The 21,506-nt window shown below is 43.9% G+C and carries 18 protein-coding genes; 15 read left to right on the top strand and 3 right to left on the bottom strand.

Translation table 11 applies throughout. From position 1 onward, the window contains the following. From ACLOAU_RS18535 to ACLOAU_RS18480, 12 genes are all read left to right on the top strand, one after another. Nucleotides 1-954 (top strand): dihydrodipicolinate synthase family protein, encoded by a 954-nt coding sequence (locus ACLOAU_RS18535; protein WP_427863402.1) that lies wholly within the window; start codon nucleotides 1-3, stop codon nucleotides 952-954. A 33-nt stretch (nucleotides 955-987) separates the two neighbouring features. Next, nucleotides 988-2,145, top strand: a complete 1,158-nt coding sequence (locus ACLOAU_RS18530; protein ID WP_427863401.1) for an iron-containing alcohol dehydrogenase — start codon at nucleotides 988-990, stop codon at nucleotides 2,143-2,145. A gap of 72 nt (nucleotides 2,146-2,217) precedes the next feature. Next, complete coding sequence (locus ACLOAU_RS18525) at nucleotides 2,218-3,123, top strand: dihydrodipicolinate synthase family protein (protein ID WP_427863400.1); 906 nt, start codon at nucleotides 2,218-2,220, stop codon at nucleotides 3,121-3,123. Between the two features lie 6 nt (nucleotides 3,124-3,129). Then, complete coding sequence (gene pdxA, locus ACLOAU_RS18520) at nucleotides 3,130-4,161, top strand: 4-hydroxythreonine-4-phosphate dehydrogenase PdxA (RefSeq protein ID WP_427863399.1); 1,032 nt, start codon at nucleotides 3,130-3,132, stop codon at nucleotides 4,159-4,161. A gap of 154 nt (nucleotides 4,162-4,315) precedes the next feature. Continuing rightward, the gene (locus ACLOAU_RS18515; RefSeq protein WP_427863398.1) at nucleotides 4,316-5,446 is read left to right on the top strand and encodes a four-carbon acid sugar kinase family protein; all 1,131 of its coding nucleotides are present in this window, start codon (nucleotides 4,316-4,318) and stop codon (nucleotides 5,444-5,446) included. A 147-nt stretch (nucleotides 5,447-5,593) separates the two neighbouring features. Next, nucleotides 5,594-7,150, top strand: coding sequence for a sodium:solute symporter family protein (locus ACLOAU_RS18510; RefSeq protein WP_427863397.1), 1,557 nt, complete (start codon nucleotides 5,594-5,596; stop codon nucleotides 7,148-7,150). 7 nt (nucleotides 7,151-7,157) lie between these two features. Further along, nucleotides 7,158-8,603, top strand: a complete 1,446-nt coding sequence (locus ACLOAU_RS18505; RefSeq protein ID WP_427863396.1) for an alpha/beta hydrolase family protein — start codon at nucleotides 7,158-7,160, stop codon at nucleotides 8,601-8,603. 96 nt (nucleotides 8,604-8,699) lie between these two features. After that, on the top strand, nucleotides 8,700-9,581 hold the full coding sequence (locus ACLOAU_RS18500) for a sugar phosphate isomerase/epimerase family protein (RefSeq protein WP_427863395.1): 882 nt from the start codon (nucleotides 8,700-8,702) through the stop codon (nucleotides 9,579-9,581). 183 nt (nucleotides 9,582-9,764) lie between these two features. Further along, entirely contained in the window at nucleotides 9,765-10,922 is a 1,158-nt protein-coding gene (locus tag ACLOAU_RS18495) for an alpha-hydroxy acid oxidase (protein WP_427863394.1), read from the top strand. Nucleotides 10,923-10,953: 31 nt separating this feature from the next. Beyond that, complete coding sequence (pta, locus tag ACLOAU_RS18490) at nucleotides 10,954-13,038, top strand: phosphate acetyltransferase (RefSeq protein ID WP_427863393.1); 2,085 nt, start codon at nucleotides 10,954-10,956, stop codon at nucleotides 13,036-13,038. Between the two features lie 25 nt (nucleotides 13,039-13,063). Beyond that, the gene (locus ACLOAU_RS18485; RefSeq protein WP_427863392.1) at nucleotides 13,064-14,269 is read left to right on the top strand and encodes an acetate/propionate family kinase; all 1,206 of its coding nucleotides are present in this window, start codon (nucleotides 13,064-13,066) and stop codon (nucleotides 14,267-14,269) included. A gap of 283 nt (nucleotides 14,270-14,552) precedes the next feature. After that, on the top strand, nucleotides 14,553-15,524 hold the full coding sequence (locus ACLOAU_RS18480) for a helix-turn-helix transcriptional regulator (RefSeq protein WP_427863391.1): 972 nt from the start codon (nucleotides 14,553-14,555) through the stop codon (nucleotides 15,522-15,524). 8 nt (nucleotides 15,525-15,532) lie between these two features. Here ACLOAU_RS18480 and ACLOAU_RS18475 read toward each other — a convergent pair whose 3' ends face one another. The 3 genes from ACLOAU_RS18475 to ACLOAU_RS18465 are packed head-to-tail and all read right to left on the bottom strand — an operon-like array spanning nucleotide 15,533 to nucleotide 18,346. Then, nucleotides 15,533-16,360 carry a heme ABC transporter ATP-binding protein gene (locus ACLOAU_RS18475; RefSeq protein WP_427863390.1) on the bottom strand — a complete coding sequence of 276 codons (828 nt, stop codon included), beginning with the start codon at nucleotides 16,358-16,360 and terminating at the stop codon, nucleotides 15,533-15,535. A 10-nt stretch (nucleotides 16,361-16,370) separates the two neighbouring features. Further along, the gene (locus tag ACLOAU_RS18470) at nucleotides 16,371-17,411 is read right to left on the bottom strand and encodes a FecCD family ABC transporter permease (RefSeq protein WP_427863389.1); all 1,041 of its coding nucleotides are present in this window, start codon (nucleotides 17,409-17,411) and stop codon (nucleotides 16,371-16,373) included. An 11-nt stretch (nucleotides 17,412-17,422) separates the two neighbouring features. After that, nucleotides 17,423-18,346, bottom strand: coding sequence for a heme/hemin ABC transporter substrate-binding protein (locus ACLOAU_RS18465; protein ID WP_427863388.1), 924 nt, complete (start codon nucleotides 18,344-18,346; stop codon nucleotides 17,423-17,425). A 380-nt stretch (nucleotides 18,347-18,726) separates the two neighbouring features. Between ACLOAU_RS18465 and ACLOAU_RS18460 the strand changes: the two genes are divergently transcribed. From ACLOAU_RS18460 to ACLOAU_RS18450, 3 genes are read left to right on the top strand one after another with little or no spacing between them, the layout of a single operon-like run. Then, complete coding sequence (locus tag ACLOAU_RS18460) at nucleotides 18,727-19,410, top strand: HmuY family protein (protein WP_427863387.1); 684 nt, start codon at nucleotides 18,727-18,729, stop codon at nucleotides 19,408-19,410. A gap of 9 nt (nucleotides 19,411-19,419) precedes the next feature. Further along, complete coding sequence (locus ACLOAU_RS18455) at nucleotides 19,420-20,313, top strand: HmuY family protein (protein ID WP_427863386.1); 894 nt, start codon at nucleotides 19,420-19,422, stop codon at nucleotides 20,311-20,313. A gap of 12 nt (nucleotides 20,314-20,325) precedes the next feature. Beyond that, the gene (locus ACLOAU_RS18450) at nucleotides 20,326-21,501 is read left to right on the top strand and encodes a hypothetical protein (RefSeq protein ID WP_427863385.1); all 1,176 of its coding nucleotides are present in this window, start codon (nucleotides 20,326-20,328) and stop codon (nucleotides 21,499-21,501) included. Nucleotides 21,502-21,506 lie beyond the last annotated feature (5 nt).

The raw sequence follows: 21,506 nt of genomic DNA, 5'->3' as shown, positions 1-21,506 counted from the left end.
ATGCAAACGATTGCCGGAAAATTTGTGCCAGTAATGATCACGCCTTTCGACCTGAAGGCCAATATAGATTTCGATGCAGTAAATACACTTTTAGATTTTTATCTACAGGCCGGTGTAAAAGGAATTTTTGCCAATTGCCTGAGCAGCGAAATGTTCAGCATCAGCGAGGCAGAGCGATTACAGCTGACACAGCATATCGTAAAATATGTAAACGGTCGGGTTCCTATTGTGGCAACAGGATCATTTGGGCTAACCATTGAGGATAAAGCGGACTTCACAAAACGTATTTATGATACAGGTGTCGACGCCGTAATATTGATCACAGGACATTATGCTAAAGTGGAAGATAGTAATGAAGTACTATTGCGGAACTTTGAGAAAATGTTTGCACTTACAGGTGATATTCCCCTCGGTATGTATGAATGCCCCGCTCCATATAAACGAATTATTGAAGCCGATGTATTCAGGAAATTATTACAGGCAGATCGTTTGATCTACCATAAAGACACTTCCATTACCCATGAGAATGTAAAAGCGAAGCTGGATATACTAAAGCAGGTACCTAATAAGCTGGAGTTTTATGATGCTCATACGCCCAATGCTATGTTCAGCATGCAGAATGGTGCTATAGGTATGTCTTCTATTTCGGGCAACTTTTATCCGGAAGTATTGGTGTGGATGGTAGAGAATGCTAACAATCCTGATAAGCAGGCTGAAGTGCAATGGCTGCAGCAGGAGTTGACTGCCGTAGATCCCATGATTCATATTGCTTACCCAATGAGTGCTAAATATTTTCTGCAAAAAAGAGGCCTACCGGTAAGAACGATCAGCCGTGCTTATGCCTTGCATTTAACCCCAGATCAGAAAAGTGAAGTGGATGCTTTACATGATAAATTCCTGGGCTGGTGCGATCGATTGAATATAGAGCCGGTATCAGCAAAAAGCCTTGCATAAATTAAAAGATTAACAGAAAGAACAACTATACGAGTGGAACTGACGAACAACTTAAAGATATTTTTTCCGGGAAAGCTGGTCTTTGCCAACGGAAGTTTGGAACAATTAGCTGCAGAAGTACAGGCGCTTCAGCCATCTAAAGTATTTATAGCAACGATTGTCCCCCTGCATAATGCAATTAAGGGATTTGTAAAGCAATTAGAGGACAATGGCATTTCAGTGCAAACGGATACCAGCATTGTACAGGAACCCACCTTCAGCGACTTTGAGCAACTAATGCAACCGGTACAGGCATTTAACCCTGATGTTGTGATTGGCATTGGTGGCGGTAGCGTATTGGATATTGCCAAGCTCGTGGCGGCGCAGCTGGATAATGAACAACAATTAAGAGACTATGTGGGTATCGGCTTGCTCAAGGGCCGGACAAAGAAACTGATCTGCGTGCCGGCTACATCAGGTACGGGTAGTGAAGCTTCACCTAACGCCATCCTGGTAGACGATTCGGACAATCAAAAGAAAGGTATTATTAGTCCTTACCTGGTACCGGACATTGTTTATGTAGATCCCTTGTTGACAATCTCTGTGCCGCCGGCCATTACAGCTGCTACGGGTATTGATGCGCTCACTCATTGTATGGAAGCGTATACGAATAAATTTGCGCAACCGTTTATTGACATGATGGCTTATGAGGGCATGCGCTTAATTGCAGCACATATCGAAACTGCTGTGAAGCAAGGTGATAATGTGGAAGCAAGAGAGAAAGTAGCAATGGGTAGCTTGTTGGGTGGCTTTTGCCTGGGGCCGGTGAACACGGCTGGGGTACATGCGCTTTCTTATCCGTTAGGAAGTATGTTTCATTTGGCGCATGGTTTATCTAATGCCTTACTCTTACCTTATGTGATGGAGTATAATATACCCTCGGCTACCCAAAAATATGCGGAAGTATCTATAGCGCTGGGCTGTGAAAGACAGTCAGATGATGCAGCTACTGCAGCAGCCGGAGTCGATCGTATAAAGTCGATCATTAAAGCATGCGGTATTCCGCTTACATTAAAAGAAGTAAATGTGCCAGAGGATGCAATTCCTCAAATGGCGGCAGATGCAATGAAAGTACAGCGATTGCTGAAGAATAATCCAAGAGAGATCTCAGAGCAGGATGCAATTGCCATCTACAGAGCTGCCATGGGATAGCACTTGTCGGGTTTTTTGCAACATCTTAAGCCTTGTTTTCCCGAAGACAGGAAACAAGATAAAATATGATCAATGAGTATAGAAAAGAAGTTTAAAGGAGTGATTGTGCCGGCTGTAACGCCGCTTACATCAACGTTCGCTATCGATGAATCAGCTGTAGAAAAAATTTTTAATAATTTCTATGCTAACAATTCATCGCCTTTTATTTTGGGTACTACAGGGGAAGCGCCCTCTCTTTCTTTACAACAAAAGAAAGACTATGTGCAAGCTGCTGCTAAATTTAAAAAGCCGGGTACTATTCTCTATGCAGGGATCTCTTCAAACGTAATAAGTGAGTCTATTGATTTTGCGAATTACTGCGGCGATCATGGCGTGGATGCAGTAGCAGCTACATTACCGTCTTATTATGTATTGACTGAGGGGCAGATGAAGAAATATTTTGAAGACCTGGCCAACGCAATAGCTATACCGTTAATTATCTACAACATACCTGCTACTACCCACATGAGTATTCCCTTATCTATAATAGATGAGTTGAGTCATCATCCCAATATCGTTGCTACCAAAGATTCCGAACGTAGTGACGAGCGGTTGCAGCAATCATTGGAGTTGTGGAAAGATCGCACGGATTTCGGGCATTTCCTGGGATGGGCAGCAAGGTCTGCGGAAGCATTGCTGGGCGGCAGCGATGGCCTGATACCCAGTACAGGCAATGTGTTCCCGGGGATTTATAAAAAAATGCTGGAGGCTGTTGAGGCTGGAAATAAGGAGCTGGCTTACGAAATGCAACAGCATAGCGATACAGGAGGTAACCTGTATCAGTCTGGCAGAACCCTGGGTGAAAGCCTTTGGGCCTTAAAGGTATTAATGCAGGAACGGAGGCTCTGCCAGGCGGTAGTGATGCCTCCTTTACAATCGCAGGGTGAAGAACAGGCGGCGGAATTGGTACAACATTTACAGCAAATAAATTTCAACTAATAATAAATGAATAGTTTACCTATAATAGCTATTACAATGGGCGATCCGGCCAGTATTGGTCCTGAGATTGCAGTGAAAGCATTAAAAGATAAAAAGATTTACGAGATATGCAGGCCACTCATAGCAGGAGATGCTGGCGTGTTTGAAAAGATCATTGCAGCGTTAGGTTTAGACGTAAAAATAAATCGTATTGAAAAACCTGCAGAAGCGGGTTTTGTTTTCGGTACGATCGATGTGGTGGATCTGAAAAATGTAGATGTGGCGAAGCTGGAGTATGGCAAAATAGATGCCATGTGCGGCGAAGCTAGCTTCAGATCGGTGGAAAAAGTAATACAGCTGGCCTTGGCAGGCGAGGTAGATGCAACGGTTACGGGACCGATCAATAAGAAATCGATCAATGAAGCGGGGCACCATTTTGCGGGCCATACCGAAATTTATGCGCACTACACCAACACCAAAAAATACGCCATGTTGCTGGTGGAAGATCATATCAATGTGATTCACGTAAGCACCCACGTATCATTAAGACAGGCCTGTGACCTTGTAAAAAAAGACCGTATAGTTGAAGTAATAGAATTGTTGCGCAAAGGTCTGGTAAGCCTGGGTAAAACCAATTTGAAAATTGGGGTAGCCGGTTTAAATCCGCATGCAGGCGACAGTGGATTATTCGGTACGGAGGATGATCTGGAAATTCTTCCTGCTGTTGAGGAGGCTCGAAGCAGGGGGTACGATGTAGAAGGTCCTGTACCACCGGATACGATGTTTGCCAAAGCTGCCACGGGAGCTTATGGTGGTGTTGTGGCCATGTACCACGACCAGGGTCATATTCCTTTTAAATTAGCCGGCTTCCGCTGGAATGCAGAGAAGCAGCAGATGGACAGCGTAAAGGGTGTAAATATAACGCTCGGACTTCCGATTATACGGACCTCAGTTGATCATGGTACCGCATTCGAGATAGCTGGTAAAGGTATTGCGAGTCCTGATGCTATGGTGCTGGCCATTGAAAGCGCCGTGCAGCTGGCGGGCAATCAGAAATGAGTAATCAGTATTGAGTAATCAATAATCAGTAATGAGTAATCAGTATTGAGTAATCAATAATCAGTAATGAGTAATCAGTATTGAGTAATCAATAATCAGTAATGAGTAATTAGTGATACTTAGCACTCACTATTCATTACTCATCATTCACTTTATGATCGTAGTTATTGCAGATGATTTTACAGGGGCAGCCGAGCTTGCGGGTATCAGCCTGAACTATGGCTTAAAGGTATCCCTTTGCCTCGACGGATCGCTGCAAGGGGATGCGGATGTATATATTATTTCAACGGATACCCGGTCCATGAAAAAGAGCGAGGCTTTGAAGGCTGTGAAGCCTGCAACAGAGGCGGCCGCGGCGCAGAAACCGGATTTCATATTTAAGAAGACCGATTCCGTTCTGAGGGGCTATGTTGCTGAGGAGCTAAATATACAGATGGAAGTGCTGGGGATAGAAAAAGCTTTGATCATGCCGGCTAATCCTTCTTTAGGACGTACCATCAGGAACGGACGTTACTTTATTGATGGCATTGATATCAGTCAAACCAGCTTTGCCAGGGATCCTGAATTTGCTATTCTTTCTTCAGATATTTCAGAAATGTTGGGTCGGTCGGTTAAGATATTGAGCGAGGGAGATGCACCAGCTAAGGGCTTAAATATTGTATCGTCTGCAGCTGGCAGCAAAGAGGTCGATCAATGGGCCGCAATGATAGATGCTTCGTGTATAGCTGCGGGCTCCGGCGATTTTTTTGAGGCTTTGCTGAAACGTAGGCATGTAAAAAAGAATACTGTAGAAAAACCTTTCTTAAGTAAAGCGCATGTATATGTAAGTGGTACTTCTTTTAGTAAAAGCGTAGAGCTGATCAAATATTTCGGTAGCAGCTATACCGCTTATATTGATAGCAGTATGATGGACACTGATAGCAAGCCGGATACATGGGTGATGAAGGCCGCACAGATCCTAAGACAGCATCAGCAGTTAATTGTGGCATTTGATGAAACCATTCATCCATCGGCGTTTGAAGCAGCACATCTGCGGTTGAAAATGGCGGAGCATGTAAGGGCACTGGCTGATCAATTCACCATAGATGAACTGTTGATTGAGGGCGGGTCTACTGCTGCCGCTATTTTCGAGGCTTTTGGTATGAATTGTTTTGAACCGGTATATGAATGGGAGCGGGGTGTGGTGCAAATGAAGGCCGGCGATAGGCTGATTACCGTAAAACCGGGCAGCTATAACCTGCCAGAGCCCATCAGGCAGCTGTATAAATTGTATGAAGATGTGTAAGGTAAATCCCTGTACAGTACTTCAATGCAGAAGCCTGCAAAGGATTACAATCTGGAAATCGTTTTTTTCGATTTTGAAATTTAGCTGAACGATGTAATAAGTAACACGCCAAAAGTTGGTCACAGGCCAGCAAAAATATATAACGACATGAGCCGATTGCATTTTATTGATTTTGCCATTATCATCCTTGTTCTGGGAATTACAGTATTTCTCGGATTCAGATTTGCTAAAAAACAAACATCTACCCAAAACTTTTTTTTATCCAAAGGAAATATCCCTTCCTGGGCCTTAGGCTTATCATTGCTGGCAACTTTAATCAGCAGCGTTACTTTTCTCGGTTATCCCGCACAGGGATATACCAGTAACTGGATCCTGCTGGTGCAGGGATTGATGGTACCCATCGTCCTGTTAGGTTGTATATGGTTTATCGTGCCTTTATTCAGGAAATCAATCGGGTTAAGCACCTACGAATATTTTGAGAAAAGGTTTGGAAGTTTTGCCCGTTACTATAGTTCTCTTTCATTTATTATACGGCAGTTTGCAGGCATGGGAACAGTGCTGTTCCTTATTGCTGTAGCTATTAAGGAGATGATAGATGTGAATCCTTTTTTGGTATTGGCCGTAGTAGGTATTATCCTGATTATTGTGAATCTTAAAGGAGGCATACAGGCGGTGATCTGGCTGGACGTGTTCCAGGGATTTATGTTGTTTTTCAGCGGTATCGTTTGTTTAACGGTTTTGCTGAGTTCCATAAAAGGAGGGATACCGGAAGCCATAAGAATTGCTACCGAAAATAACCGTACCGGCTTTGGGCCCTACGATTTCGATTTTAAGCAACTCACACTGATCGTGATGATCATTAACGGCGCATTTTATGCCATTCAGAAGTACGCTACCGATCAAACGGTGGTGCAACGATATCTTACTGCAAAAACAGATAAAGATGCAATCAAAGCATCCTTCCTGGGTATCTCGTTAACGGTACCTATCTGGACCATGTTTATGCTCATTGGTACCGCATTGTTTGTGTATTATAAGCAGAATGGTGCTCCCGATGGGATGAAAGCAGAGGCTGCTTTCCCGCATTTTATCATGACGCAAATGCCCCCGGGCATTATCGGGTTTATCATTGCGGCGTTGTTATCGGCAGCCATCTGTAGCCTCAGTGCTGACCTGAACTCGCTGGCAGCAGTGGGTGTGGAGGATTATTATAAAAAATTAGCCCCCGGTAAAACCGATAAGCAATATTTGAAAGCCAGTAAGCTCTTTGTTGTGATCTCGGGCTTAATTACTGTTGGCATTGGAGCACTTTACATCTTGTCGGGAGACGAAGGGGTGTTGGGCATTATCTTCACCATCTATGCAATTTTTTCTGGTGGAATTGTAGGCATATTTCTTTTAGGTTTATTCAGTGCACGTGCCAACCGCCAGGGAGTTAATATCGGGATCATTACCTGCATCCTTTTTACCGCTTATGCGTTTCTTACTTCCACACCGATTGGTTTAAAAGATCCAAAGTTGTTGCTGGACCTCGGATCGTATAATTTTACGCATAATAAACTCATGTTAGGTGTATACAGTCACCTGGTATTGATCGGTGTTGGATATACTGCCAGCCTGTTTTATCCTAAACCGGATGTGGCGCCCAATCTGCTCTTTAGTAACTGGAAGAAGAATAGAAAGAATGAAGCAATTGAAAAATAAAATGAATATGAAGTCGTCATTTGAATATGTAGCAACGGTTTTACAAAGGTCAGCCAAAGCGGGTCGCATGCTGCTACCGGGACTAATCATCCTTGTCTGTTCCGTTACATCTTTCGCTCAATTCAATAATAGCGATGGTGCATACGAACTGCCTTTGAAAGAGGTTTTGAAAGATATTGAAAAACAGTATGGTGTTACTGTTCGGGCTGATGAGAAACTGGTAACAGGAAAAAATCTGAAGTATGCTAAGTGGCGTTATCGTACAGATGTAGACGAAACATTAAAAAATGTATTGGCACCTTTTGATTTGAAGGTAAAACCCGATGGCAATAAGAAGTACAAGGTAAGCGAGTTTGAGTATTATCGTTGGCCCGTGGCGGAGGGATGGGCCGAGCTCGATCGCATTGCTGCACAATACAAAAATATCAACGAATGGGAAGTGCGTAAGAAAGTGCTAAGACCTTGCATCATGGACGCATTGCAGCTAGCTAAGTTGCCTGCTTATCCTATCAGTCAACCTATTATAACACCCAAAAGAAAGCATGACGGCTACACCGTAGAGAATATTGCTATTGAAATATTAAAAGGCGTTTGGGTCAATGGCTCCATTTATCGACCGGCGAAAATAAAGGGAAAGGTTCCGGTTATTTTGAATCCTGACGGTCACTGGGCCGATCATCGTTTTCGTGCTGATTGCCAGTTGCGTTGTGCCGCTTTGGCAAAAATGGGTGCGATTACCATTAGCTACGATTTGTTTGGTTGGGGCGAATCAGGTTTACAGTTTGAGTATGCCGACCATCGTAAAAGTCTTTCACAAACCATACAAACATTAGGCGCTATCCGAATTCTGGATTACCTGTTAACGTTAAAAGAAGCAGACCCCAATCGTGTTAGTATTACAGGCGGATCGGGAGGTGGTAGTCATACCGTTTTGATGACAGCCATCGATGAACGTATTAAAGTATCAGCACCTGTAGTGTCGGTTTCTTCCTATATGTATGGCGGCTGCCCCTGCGAAAGCGGCATGCCGGTATTTATGTGTGGCGGTGGAACGGATAACCTGGAACTGGCGGCTATGGCGGCTCCGAATCCACAGCTTTTGGTATCTGATGGCGGCGACTGGACCGATAGAATGCCGGAACATGATTTTCCATACCTGCAGAAAATGTATAGCTGGTACGGTAAAAAAGAAAATGTGACGAACGTGCACCTACCCGATGAGAAGCATGATTTTGGCATCAATAAAAGAACAGCAGTATATCGCTTCATGGCGAAAAACCTGAACCTGGATCTATCAGCCATAGAAAAGAACGGGCAAATAGATGAGTCGGGTATTACGATCGAAAAAATGACTGATATGTATGTGTTTGGTGATAAGGGTGAAAAATTACCGGCACATGCTGTAAAAGGATTTGTCAACCTGGAGAAAGTGTTTGGAGATGCTATAAAATAGCAGGTGTACTCATGTTCATACCTGTTTATAATCATAAAAATTATTGATCACCGGTCCTGGTTTCGCGTCGCAATCAGGACCTCTTTTTATTTAAAAATGAAGCAACAAATTGGTAAGTTTTTTTTGCTAAGCGGGATTATCGCATTATTCGCGCTGCCGGCAATGGCTCAAAAAAGTCGCTACAAGATTGGTTTGATAGACCTGATGTTATTGAAACGACAGAAGCTCAGTGCGGTTGCCCTGGCAAAAGAATTAAAAGCAGATGGATTAGAGGTGGACATGGGAGGCTTAGGCAACCGGCCTACTTTCGATAATAAATTGCTGGCAGATTCAAGCCGTCAACAATACCTGAAGGCCGCAAAAGATAACGGTATAGAGCTCTTCTCATTGGCAATGACAGGTTATTATGCCCAGTCTTTTTGTGGTAGGGAAGCGTACCTGGAATCGATATCCGACTGTATTAAAACGATGCAATTGATGGGTATTAAAACAGCTTTTCTTCCAATGGGCGTTCAATGTGATATTGCTTCAAGCACCAGTATCAGGGATTCGGTGATCAGTCGTTTAAAAGTCGTAGGCAAGATGGCTGAAAAGGCCGGAGTGGTAATAGCTATTGAAACCGCCCTTTCGGCATCCGGGGAAAAGCAACTGTTGAAAGAGATCGGCTCACCGGCTATAAAGATCTATTTCAATTTTTCAAATCCGTTAAAGGGAGGACGGGATCTGTACAAAGAAATGAAGACCCTGGGTGCGAAAAATATTGCGATGATCCATGCCTCTAATAAAGACAGCGTGTGGCTGGAGAAAGACCCGCAGATCGATTTGTATAAAGTTAAGAAGGTACTCGATAAAATGAAATGGAAAGGCTGGTTGGTAGTGGAACGCAGCCGCGACGCCAGTCAACCTACCAATGTGAAGTATAATTATGGGGCCAACGTAGCTTATTTAAAGAAAGTATTTCAACCGGGGCAACAATAATATTGTTGTCTGAGAAAGAATATCGTCTACGATAGAACATTGTTTTCAAAGATGATAGAAACATGACTGATCAAAAAGTTTAATGTAATATTATTGCGGCACCGGACGGTACAGGACACAAAAAAATGATTAGTTTAGTAATCTTGTGGGTTTATAAAAGTTAAATTTGCCCGATCTATTATTATGAGTACAAATTTGTTACAATACAATACCAAATATCCGTCTGTAGCAGACCTGAAAATTAAAGCAAAAAAGAGGATCCCCAAGTTTGCATTCGACTACCTCGAAGGCGGGTGTAACGATGAGTTAAACGTGTGGAGAAACGAAGAAGATTTTAAGAACGTATTCCTGATGCCCCAGTACTTAAAAAAGCACAATGGCGTTGACATGCGAACTGAACTCTTTGGCCACACTTATGATGCCCCCTTTGGTATTGCGCCGGTAGGCTTACAGGGCCTGATGTGGCCCAACGCTCCTGAAATTTTGGCAAAAGCGGCATTGAAGCACAATGTACCTTATATATTAAGTACGGTATCTACCAGTAGTATTGAGCGTATTGCCGAGCTTACTGAAAGCAAATTCTGGTTTCAGCTATACCACCCAACAGATAATGGCTTGCGTGATGATTTGTTGCGCCGCCTGGAGGCTGTGAATTGTGATGTATTGGTAGTACTGATTGATGTGCCGTCTTTTGGATTGCGCTATCGCGAGATCAAAGCAGGTCTTTCCATGCCGCCCAAGCAAACGATCAATAATTTTATACAGGCCGCTATGTGTCCTACCTGGGGTATTGAAACATTAAGAGCGGGTATCCCATCCTTTGCTACATTGAAGCCTTATATGAAGAAAGGTATGGATATGAAACAGCTCGGTAAATTCATGAATGCTACTTTTACCGGAAGGGTAGATGCAGAAAAAGTACAGGCTATAAGAGACAAGTGGAAAGGTAAATTAGTGATCAAAGGAGTGGTAAGCGAAGAAGATGCTGCTATTTGCGCCAATATTGGTGTAGATGGTATCATCGTTTCCAACCATGGTGGTCGCCAGATAGAAGCGGGTGAATCAACCATCAAACCGTTAAAAGGCCTTGCAGATAAATTCAAATCCAAGTACAAAGTAATGATTGATAGCGGACTCCGTTCCGGGCCGGATATTGGCCGTGCTTTAGCTTGTGGCGCCGATTTTACCTTCATGGGGCGCCCGTTCATGTACGGCGTAGGCGCTTTAGGAAAAGAAGGTGGTGATCATACCATTGCGATGTTAAAAGTTCAGCTAAAGCAGGTAATGGAGCAGGTGTGTTGCGAAACCATTCGTGATTTTCCTGCTACGCTGATTAAATAATGCAGCGCATCCGGCTGCAAAAATTATAGTAATGAACCGTTCAGTTTATGTAATAACGCCCACTGCGCAGAGCGGGAAACTTTTGATCAGCCTGGGCCTGATGCAGATGTTGCAGCGTACTACTACTAAAGTAGCTTATTTTAAGCCACTGATCGACAGTCACGAACCAAAGGACAATCATATTGATACGATACTTACCCATTTTAAGATCAATATGGCGTATGAAGATGCGTATGCCTTTACACGGTCCGAGCTAAGTGAGATGGAGAACCAGGGCAAACTGAATGAGGTATATGAAACCATCATCAATAAGTATAAAAAGCTCGAAGAGCAATTTGATTTTGTTTTAGTAGAAGGCAGCGATTTTAAAGAAGAAGGGTCTGTTTTTGAAGCAGATTTTAATGCCTCTGTGGCGCAGAGTTTGGCTATGCCGGTGTTGCTGGTAACCAGGGATAGCTACGCAACAGTTGCTAACCTGGTGCATAACGTAATAGCAGAAGTGCATTCTTTCCTGGCAAAGGATCTAAATATTATTGGCCTGTTTGTAAGCCGGTGCACCAAAGATGTAAAAGAAGTAAAAGAAAAAATTGATAAGCACCTGCGCAATGAGATCGTGGTATCCGTTATTCCCAACGAAGAAGAGCTTACTAAGCCTTCGATGCAGGAAATAGCAGATCATTTGAAAGCTCATATTCTTTTCGGAGCCGATAAGCTGGAAAATGTAGCCAAGAATTCAATCATCGGTGGCATGCAGCTGGCGAACTACCTGCCGCGTATGCAGGAGGATTGTGTGTGTGTGATTCCCGGTGACCGGGGAGATTTGATCGTAGGTACGATGCTGGCCAATATATCTCCGCAGTATCCTAATGTGGCAGGTATTGTATTATCAGCCGGTATTTTACCGGAGCGTTCGATCGTTAACCTGATGGACGGTTCCCAGAAACCTTTGCCTGTATTGGCTGTGCCCACCGGTACTTTTGAAACCGCCAATAAGGTAGCCAATATCAAAACCCGCATTTACCCGGCCAACCAGTATAAGATCAAATTATGCCTCGATCTTTTTGAGGGCGCTGTTGATGCAGAAGCCTTAAGCGAAAAGATCAATTCGGTTAAAACGGAAAGCATTACACCACGTATGTTCCAGTATAATATGCTGGTTACAGCGAAGAAGCTACAGCGTCATATCGTATTGCCCGAAGGAACAGACGATCGCATATTAACCGCTGCCTCCAACCTGGCCAAGGATAAAATTGTTTACCTCACGATACTGGGTAACCCTGATACAATAAAAGCGAAGGTTACACAATTGGGTTTGCATTGGGATGACGAGAGGATCAAAATTACGGATCCTGAGAACAGCGAGAAGTACGGAGAATATAGTAATACTTTATATGAGCTACGCAAATCGAAAGGACTGGAGCTGGCCGCCGCAGAAGACCTGATGCTGGACGTTTCCTATTATGGGACCATGATGGTGTATAAGGGTGAAGCAGATGGGATGGTATCGGGTGCCGTGAATACAACAGCACACACGATCAAGCCTGCATTGCAATTTGTAAAAACACGTCCTGGGTTTAATACGGTTTCTTCTATCTTTTTCATGCTGTTGCACGATAGGGTACTGGTTTATGGAGACTGTGCCATTGTGCCAAATCCAACTGCGGAACAACTGGCGGAAATAGCCATGTCCTCAGCCGATTCGGCCAAGGCATTTGGTATTACAACTCCCAAAGTGGCGATGCTCTCTTACTCTTCGGGTGCATCGGGTAGCGGCGCAGAAGTAGAGAAGGTAAGGACAGCTACAGGAATCGTTAAAGAAAAAAGACCTGATATTTTAGTGGAAGGTCCCATACAATATGACGCCGCCGTAGATCCTGTAGTAGGGCGCAGCAAAATGCCTGACTCCCTGGTAGCCGGACAGGCGAATGTGTTAATATTCCCTGATCTCAATACAGGAAACAATACTTATAAGGCGGTGCAAAGAGAAACCGGTGCATTGGCCGTGGGGCCCATGTTACAGGGGCTGAATAAACCTATTAATGATCTGAGTCGTGGTGCTACTGTCGATGATATTTATAATACAGTAGTGATTACCGCCATTCAATCGGGGCAATAACTAAACAAAATACTCAAAGGGTTTAATGGAAATATTAGTAATTAATGCCGGGAGCTCATCTTTAAAGTATCAGCTCATTAATGTAGAGAACGGTAGGGTATTGGCTAAAGGACTCGCAGAGCGTATTGGCATCGAAGGCAGCAATATCAGTCATTCATGGACTAAGGACGGGCATGAATCAAAAAAGAATGTAACAGTTGAGCTGCCGGATCATACAGTGGCTTTCAATGTTATATCAGACCTGCTGGTTGATAAAGAAACAGGCGTAATACCGCAACGTGAAGATATAAAAGCGATAGGGCATAGGGTGGTGCATGGTGGTGAGCATTATACCCGAACACAAATTGTTACCAGCGAGGTGAAGAAGGCTATTGAGGAGCTCATTCCTTTAGCGCCACTGCATAATCCAGCAAATATTATAGGCATTAATGCGGCAGAAAAAGCTTTCCCGAATGCTACCCAGGTGGCCGTATTTGATACCGCTTTTCATCATACCATTCCGGACAAAGCGTTCCGTTATGCTATACCAGAAAAATTCTACCGGGAAGACAGGATTCGGGCTTATGGCTTCCATGGTACCAGTCATAAATACGTGTATGAGCAGGCATCAAAGTATTTAAATAAAACCGATCTGAAGGCCATTACCATACACCTGGGAAATGGAGCCAGCATGTGTGCGATTAATGAAAAGGGAGAAAGTGTGGAAACCAGCATGGGATTTGGTCCGTTGGCCGGACTCATCATGGGGACCCGCAGCGGAGATATCGATCCCTCGATTATTTTCCACATGGCTGAGGAAATGAACATGTCACTGGAAGAGATAAAAAACACCCTTAACAAACAAAGCGGCATGCTGGGTATTGCGGGTAGCAATGATGCAAGGGATGTAAGTAAGCTGTACCATGAAGGAGACAAACATGCTATTCTTTGTTATGAAATGTATACCCACCGGATCAAAAAATATATAGGAGCTTATACCGCTGTATTAAACGGGGTAGACACCATCATATTCACTGCAGGCATTGGAGAGAATGATGCATTAACAAGGCAACTGGCTTGCCGGGAACTTTCAGCGTTAGGTATTCTTTTGAGTGAAGAAGCTAATATTTCAAAAAATCATCCCAAACAACCGGTAGAAATTCAGGCGGGGAATAGCCGCGTAAAGATATTGGTAGTACCGACAAACGAAGAATTAGAGATTGCGTTACAAACCTATGAGGTGGTTAAGTAGCCCTACCCATTGATATTAATTTAGGTTTCCTGACTATATTATTTTTAGTGATTCACTGGAGCGCTTTTCGTGCCGGAACTCAACCGGTTTCGCGATTTTAAGAGCAATCATAGTTGTAGCAACAAGTTGTTTACCTGCAACGTTCTTTATGAGCCTGTTACTTTGTGCAGGCTTAAAAAAATTCCGTAATTCGTAATTTAATTTTCCCTTTTTCGATAACCATTCTTGCTGATCGCTGTTACATTTACCGATCAACTAATCAATGAGAATTAATTATAGCTGAATGGTAATAAGAAGTAAAATAAAGGGTTTGAACGAATGGTTATTTATTGAAAGTATACCCGATCGCTATCTGCCTCAAAATACAACAGTAACGGAGAAGCGGTTGACTATTAAACGAAACCCGCTCGAAATGAAAAATTTCCAGCTAAGCGCTGCCGGTATGTTTCTCTTATATACCGAAATGAAATGCGATGCGCCGGTGCAGATACATACGGAAGTATCCGGCGAAACCGTATTGAGCCAGTTTATCTTTTACAAACTACCTTCTTTCAAAAAGCTGAATATTTTTGGCAGAAGCCGCCACAACATACGCTATATCCCCTCAGCGGTTCACGAATATGAAATGAAGAAAGATGTGGAATATGGTTACTTCCTGATGGTACTTTCTAAAGACTATTATTTCCACCTGATCAACCGGCATTCTTCACTTCACGAAGACTTCGTTACATCCATCGATAAAAAGGAGTATACCAGCTTTACGCCCATGGACATGCAGGCTACGCCTGAAATGATCCGGATCATCAGCGACCTGAAAGAAGGGCAGAAGAAGGGCGAAGTGAGGAGATTACATGCAGAAGCCAAAGTAATGGAGCTGTTGATTTACCAGTTGGAACAGCTCAGTACGGCCAATGACGGATCTATTAAAACGATAGAGCCTTACAATGTAGCTAAACTGGAAGTGATCAGAACCCTGTTGGATAAGGATTTTATTAATCCGCCTTCTCAAAAGGAGCTGGCGCAGGAAGCGGGCATTAATGAGTCAAAACTAAGAAAAGACTTTAAGGAATATTACGGCATTACCATACATAATTATACCATTCGCCTGAGAATGGAGTATGCTAAAAAACTATTGCTGCAGGAACGTAAAACGATTTTTGAAACGGCTGAATTAACCGGCTTTAGTCACCAGAACAATTTCAGTATAGCTTTTAAAAAATACTTTGGTATTTCACCCAGTGATATCAAATACTAGAAGAATGATTACCGGGTCAGGACCTTTTGAAAGCTGTTGTTAAAACGGTCCGCGCTGAGCTGGATTTCTTTGGCAATTACATAGGGCGTGAGGGTGCGTGGGTTGATAACAATATCTACTTCCACCTCATATATCGCATAGATATTAATAGCCGTAAGCACTTCACAGGGTGTTCCATCGTTCCAGCGGCGACCATTTTTCATCATAAATATGCGGTCGGCATATTGGGCTGCCAGGTTGATTTCGTGCAGGGCTGCCAATACCATGTAGCCTTTGCTGGCTAATGCTTTGGCGATAGCCATGGTTTGCTGTTGGTACAACATATCTAACCCCGCCACCGGTTCGTCCAGCAGGATCAGCCCCTGTCCCTGATCCCATAACTGGGCCAATACGCGCGCCAGTTGTACTCTTTGTTGCTCACCGCCCGATAGTTGCATATAAGACCGGTCCTCCAATGCCGATACACCGCAGATATCCATCGTTTCATCTACAATCAATTCATCGGTTTTACCGGGCCTGCTTTTATGATAAGGATACCGGCCCATCATTACGATCTCCCGGCAGGTAAAGGCCATGGTTAGAGGATTATGCTGGCTTAGTATGGCTTTGAGCGGGGCTGCCTGGTCGGGCGTATATTGATGAAGGGGCTTTCCATAAAGTTCAATGCCTCCTTTGCTGGGTTGCTGTTCGCCTGATATCAGGCGCAGTAAGGTAGATTTACCTGCACCGTTGGCTCCCAGTAAAGCAACAAACTCTCCCGGCCTGATGGTAAGGGTTACATCTTTTACGATGGCTCTCTTCTTTATTTCATAACTAACGTTCTCAACCTTCAGCATACAAGTTATTTTAATGCACTAATTTCTTTTTATCCCTGATTAGTATCGATATAAAAACCGGCGCTCCTAAAAGAGCGGTTATGACACCTATAGGTAACTCCATGGGTGGCATCAGTATACGGCTCAGTGTATCTGCCAATGTCAACATCAACGCACCGGTTAATGCAGAAGCGGGCAACACATACCGGTGATCCACACCACCTATAAGTCTTACTATATGAGGAACCAGCAAACCTACAAAGCCAATAATACCCGATACCGACACCGCAGCGCCTACCGCCATGGTAGACAATATTATTACGCGTCGTTTAATCTGGTTGGGTTGCATACCCAGGGCCTGAGCCTGCGCTTCACCCAAAGCAAAAGCATTTAGTTTTTTGCCCATCATCGGCAACACGATTACCGGGATCAATATAAAAGGGCCTACCGTGATCAAGGTTTCAAAAGTGGCTCCGGCCAGGCTTCCCAGCATCCAGAAGGTAATGCTTCTGAGCTGTTGATCGTCTGCTAAAAAAGAGATTAAACCGGTTAAGGCCCCGGCCAGTGCATTAATGGCAATGCCTGCAAGCAACATGGTAGTGATATGCGGGGTTCCTCCGGTTTTAGAGATGCGATAAATCATTAGGGCCGCAGCCACAGCACCAGCAAAGGCACTGATCGTAAGCAGGTAATGCCCCAGGTAATTACTGAGTCCCGACAATAAAGTCAAAGATAAAGTCAGCACTATGGCGCTGGCCAGTGAGGCGCCTGCAGAAATACCCACCAACCCCGGCTCGGCCAGGGGATTCCGGAAGATACCCTGTATAGCAGCGCCTGAAATGCCGAGGGCAGCGCCTACCAGTACGCATAGCAGTACCCTCGGTATTCTTACCACCGTTAATACATTGATGTATTGCTCATCGAGTTGCGGACTTTTATAAATACCCAGTATATCTGGTAGGGATAAAGCCACTTGGCCCAGCGGGATCTTCATAGCGCCCAGAGACATAGAGATCAGCACAGAAAGCACAATGCCAATGATCAGTAACAGGTAAATAGTATTTCTTTTCAAAGTGGTGCTGTTTATTTACCGTAGAGTTTGTGGTGGAGTTCAGCTATTGCTTCGGGTAACCTCGAAGAGAAATTGACCATCAATGGTCCATCTACTTCAACGATCCTTTTAGCCTGGCCCGCATGGGTGAGCTTTACGCCGGGCATATTTAAAATAGAAGCTGGTCCTCCCAGGCTTTTAGCGCCAAAATCAAAAAGCAGCAACACGTCCGGGTTGGCAGCTATCAGTGCTTCGGTACTATAAGGCTTAAACTCGGTAAATTCCTTTACCGCATTTGCGCCTCCAGCCAGGTGTATAATCGCATCCATATTGCTGCCCTTGCCGGCGACTGTCATGTTTCCGGCTCCACGTGCATAAATGAAAAGCACTTTTAATGGCGTTTGCTTGTTGTTGGATACGGTTGTTGTGATAGCATTCAGTTTTATCTGCATTTGTCGTAACAATTCAATCCCTTCTTTTTTTGCATTCAGGGAAATGGCTACTGCCAGTATAAATCTCTCTGCTCCTTTAACAGAAAACTCCTGTCTTAAGCTGATCACATTTATTTTGGCCTTTTTCAATTGAGCCATCACGGCAGCCGGTATGTCTCCCTCAGGAGCGAGTATTAACGTTGGGTTGAATTGCATTAAGCCTTCTACCGATAGGTTACGGTTACGGCTTACTTTGGGTAATGATCTGGTAAATGCAGGATACTCACTGGTGACGTCTGTGGCAACGATATCAGCGCCAAACCCTAATGCAGCGGTGGTCTCTGTAATAGCGGCGCCCAGGGTTATAATCCGTTGAGGGCCGGAGCAGTTTCCCTGCTTCAGCCATCCGGCGGTTAATAATAATATCAGTAAACTGATCGGTAATAACCGTTTGAGCTCCATGTCAACCAGTACCGGTATATATTTTTTGTTCAACTGGATAGTTCGAGTATTTGAATACATCATTTCGCGAAAATGGAGTATGCTGTTGTTATTTGAATCTGCAAAGGAAAGACAAAATACCAGCGTGTTCAGTCCCCGGTTGCGCGGGCAGTCGATTATTTCCGTTTTTCGTAAACGCAATAATAGTTACTGCTGGTATGCAAAGTGAGCTCAATACAAGCGTTTACGGGCGTTTCAGGCGTAAATCCTTTACCGCATTACACTTCAGCCGATGCGTTTTGCATATAAAATTCACCGGCCGGCATATAAAAACAGCGGATTGCATATAACAAAGATCGTTTCGCATATAACGGATTCCCGATTTCGTAAATGATTTGAACCCTGCCTGTTTGACCTTTGCGGTGCTTTAAACAATTATTACAATTTCAGTTTAATACCCACCCATGTTGATCCGATTTTCCTGTTTATTCGCTTTATTGTTTTTATTATCCTGTCAGAAGGATAAACCCGTTACAGGCCTGCAGGATGGTAAAAGTACTATAGTACAAGACCTGGCCGGAGACACTGGCGCTTCCATGAACGACGGCGTAGATGGCAAGGAAAAAAGAGATTTTCGTTTATTCCTTTTCAGGCTCAGTGATCAAAAACAAACCTGGATCCGCACTGCTGCAGATTCGGCGCAATATCTTAAAACCACAGATTGGGACCTGGCTTTTGCAGGCATTTATAACAGCAGCGTCTATGTAAATAATAGTACCCATACTGGCACACCAGGTTTTGGCGGAACAGGTGTAAGCGCAGCGGTAGTGGTAGATCAGCCTTATAATAATGTAATCGAAGCCCCGGCTGACGCGGCTTTTACAGCATCTTCCATAAGGGTAATAGGACAGGAAACGGGTAGTAATACCGGCTGGTTTACCTATAGCTCTTCTACCCACCTGGTGCAACCGGTAAAGAGCCGCACTTATATATTGAAGTTAAACAGTGGTAAGTACGCCAAGCTTGAGATCATCAATGTATATAAAGGTAATCCACCGGTAGTGACCGATCTGTACTGGCCTGCACCTTATTTCACCTTCCGCTATTTTGTTCAGGCTGATGGAAGCCGCAATTTAAAAACCCAATAATTTATTTGAATGTTGAAAGGAGTGATACGCATTACTGCGGTAATAGTAATAGCTACCCTGGTATCCTGTGGTAAAGTATATGATCTGAATGGTTTCGACTGGGAGCCCGATCTGCCACTCAGCGATACTGTATTTAACCGGGAGATACAGATACTGGACCTGGGGGTGAATAATATTCCAGCAACGCATAAGCCCATGGATAATGAAGATCCTTTGTATTTCAGCCTCGAAAAGATCAACTCAGTACATATTGGCTATAAGGCCACCGAACGTTGGGATATAGCTTTCTTTGGCGGATCAAGGGTGAATATAACTGCCAATAATGGTAGCAGGCAGGGGATCGGCTATGGCAGTTCCGGAATAGGCGGGTTGCTGGTGCTCGATTCGGCCTACAGTACCGTAACAACAGTTCCGGACGATAGCCGTTTTCTGACGCCGGGCAATACAGGCCTTGCGGGATTTGGAGAGGAAATATCTCCCGGAGGCTATGCTTTTTATACCTTCTTCGATAATATTTTCAGGAGAGATAAGATCGCTAATATTGATAGCCCCGACCCCGCTGTAGCTGCAGATGCCAATTTGTATATGCACATGATCTATTGTATCTCCGAAGATTTTTCCAAAACCTTTACCGGTGAATATGGTACGGTTAAATATAAGCCAACGCCCAAAACCATCATCATTCGTACAGCCTCAGGCAATTATGCAAAGCTGGAAATGCAAAGCCTTTATAAAGGTACCATGAACCCGATGGAAATGAGACGCGGAACCGATAAGCCGCTTCCTTATGCCAGCTTCAGGTATATGGTGATCAAAAAAGATGAGAAGCGTTTTGGATTCGTAGCCCGCAAGAATAAGTTAACAATCAACCTTACTACTAAACAAAGATTGGTAGGGAATTAATATAAAACAGCAATGAAGAGAATGAAGGATTATATCAGGTATTATTGGCGTATCGGGGTTCTGTTGGCGTTTGCCACAGGTTATTTCTCCTGCACCAAAACAGAGTCGCTTGATTACGAAAAGCAAGCACTCAATAAGATTATAACTTACGAAGTAAAGAATTCACAGCAGCGGTTGCTGGGAGCAATAGACAATGCCAGCAATACCATTACCGTGTTGATACCTTATTATTTCCAGGGAGATTTTCTACTGGGAGAAGTGCAATTAGATAAGGATGCCAGGATGTTGGATGCTACAGGTAACGAAATACTTTATAACGAAGGATTGGAGCCTTTGGCAGTAGGCGATTCAGCCCGGTATATTATTGAAAGTGCCGATGGTGTTAAACGAACTTACACGCTTCTTCAAAAAATACTCCCTTATCCCGATACATTAAAAATCGCTATCAACGGGGTGGCTGCGAATACTACACTCATCCGCAAACCGGTTTTTGGACGCTTCACTATTACAGGCAATTTTGAATCGACCAGTAAACTCGCCCGGTTTACTTTAACCAATAAAACAACGGGTGAAGTGCATACCGATTATATGAGTGTTTTTTCAATGACACCTGCTGCCAATTATACCATGCTGGCCGATATCTCTCCTAATGCAAAAGCAGGTACTTACTCCGTTAATATGGAGCATCAGGGCAGGAAGGTAGCGCTACCGGATGTGGAATTGTTTTATCAGCGGCCGTGGGTACCTATGTTTTTATCAAGTTCCATTTATGCGCCTGGTGATACCATCATTTTTGCTGTAAACCGGCAGGTTCCTGCGAATGATGGATACGCAACGGTATTCGTAGGTCTGAAAAATTTGTATATGAAAATAGGAGCTACTACCGGCAATGCCAATCTGCCGGCAGGATTTCCGCAATCACTGGTGAATACAAAAATTCCTATGAGGCTATTGGATAGCAGTGGTAACCAGGTAAAAGCCATTTTTCCTGATATTCCGGCAGGCATTTACCTGGGTAGTTATACCAGTTATGGTAATACACCAGCTGGTGGCATGTACTATGCTGCTCCTGAATATGGTATTTGTTTTTATGGGGATTTTGATGAACAAACCAATTGGGGTAACGATGTTTTCATCGCCAGCCAGATCTACAGCGCCGGTGGATTTACCGTTCGGGCTAAACAATAATATAC

Source organism: Paraniabella aurantiaca, assembly GCF_050309965.1.
GTDB lineage: Bacteria > Bacteroidota > Bacteroidia > Chitinophagales > Chitinophagaceae > Niabella.
This window is presented reverse-complemented; position numbering and strand designations above follow the sequence as displayed.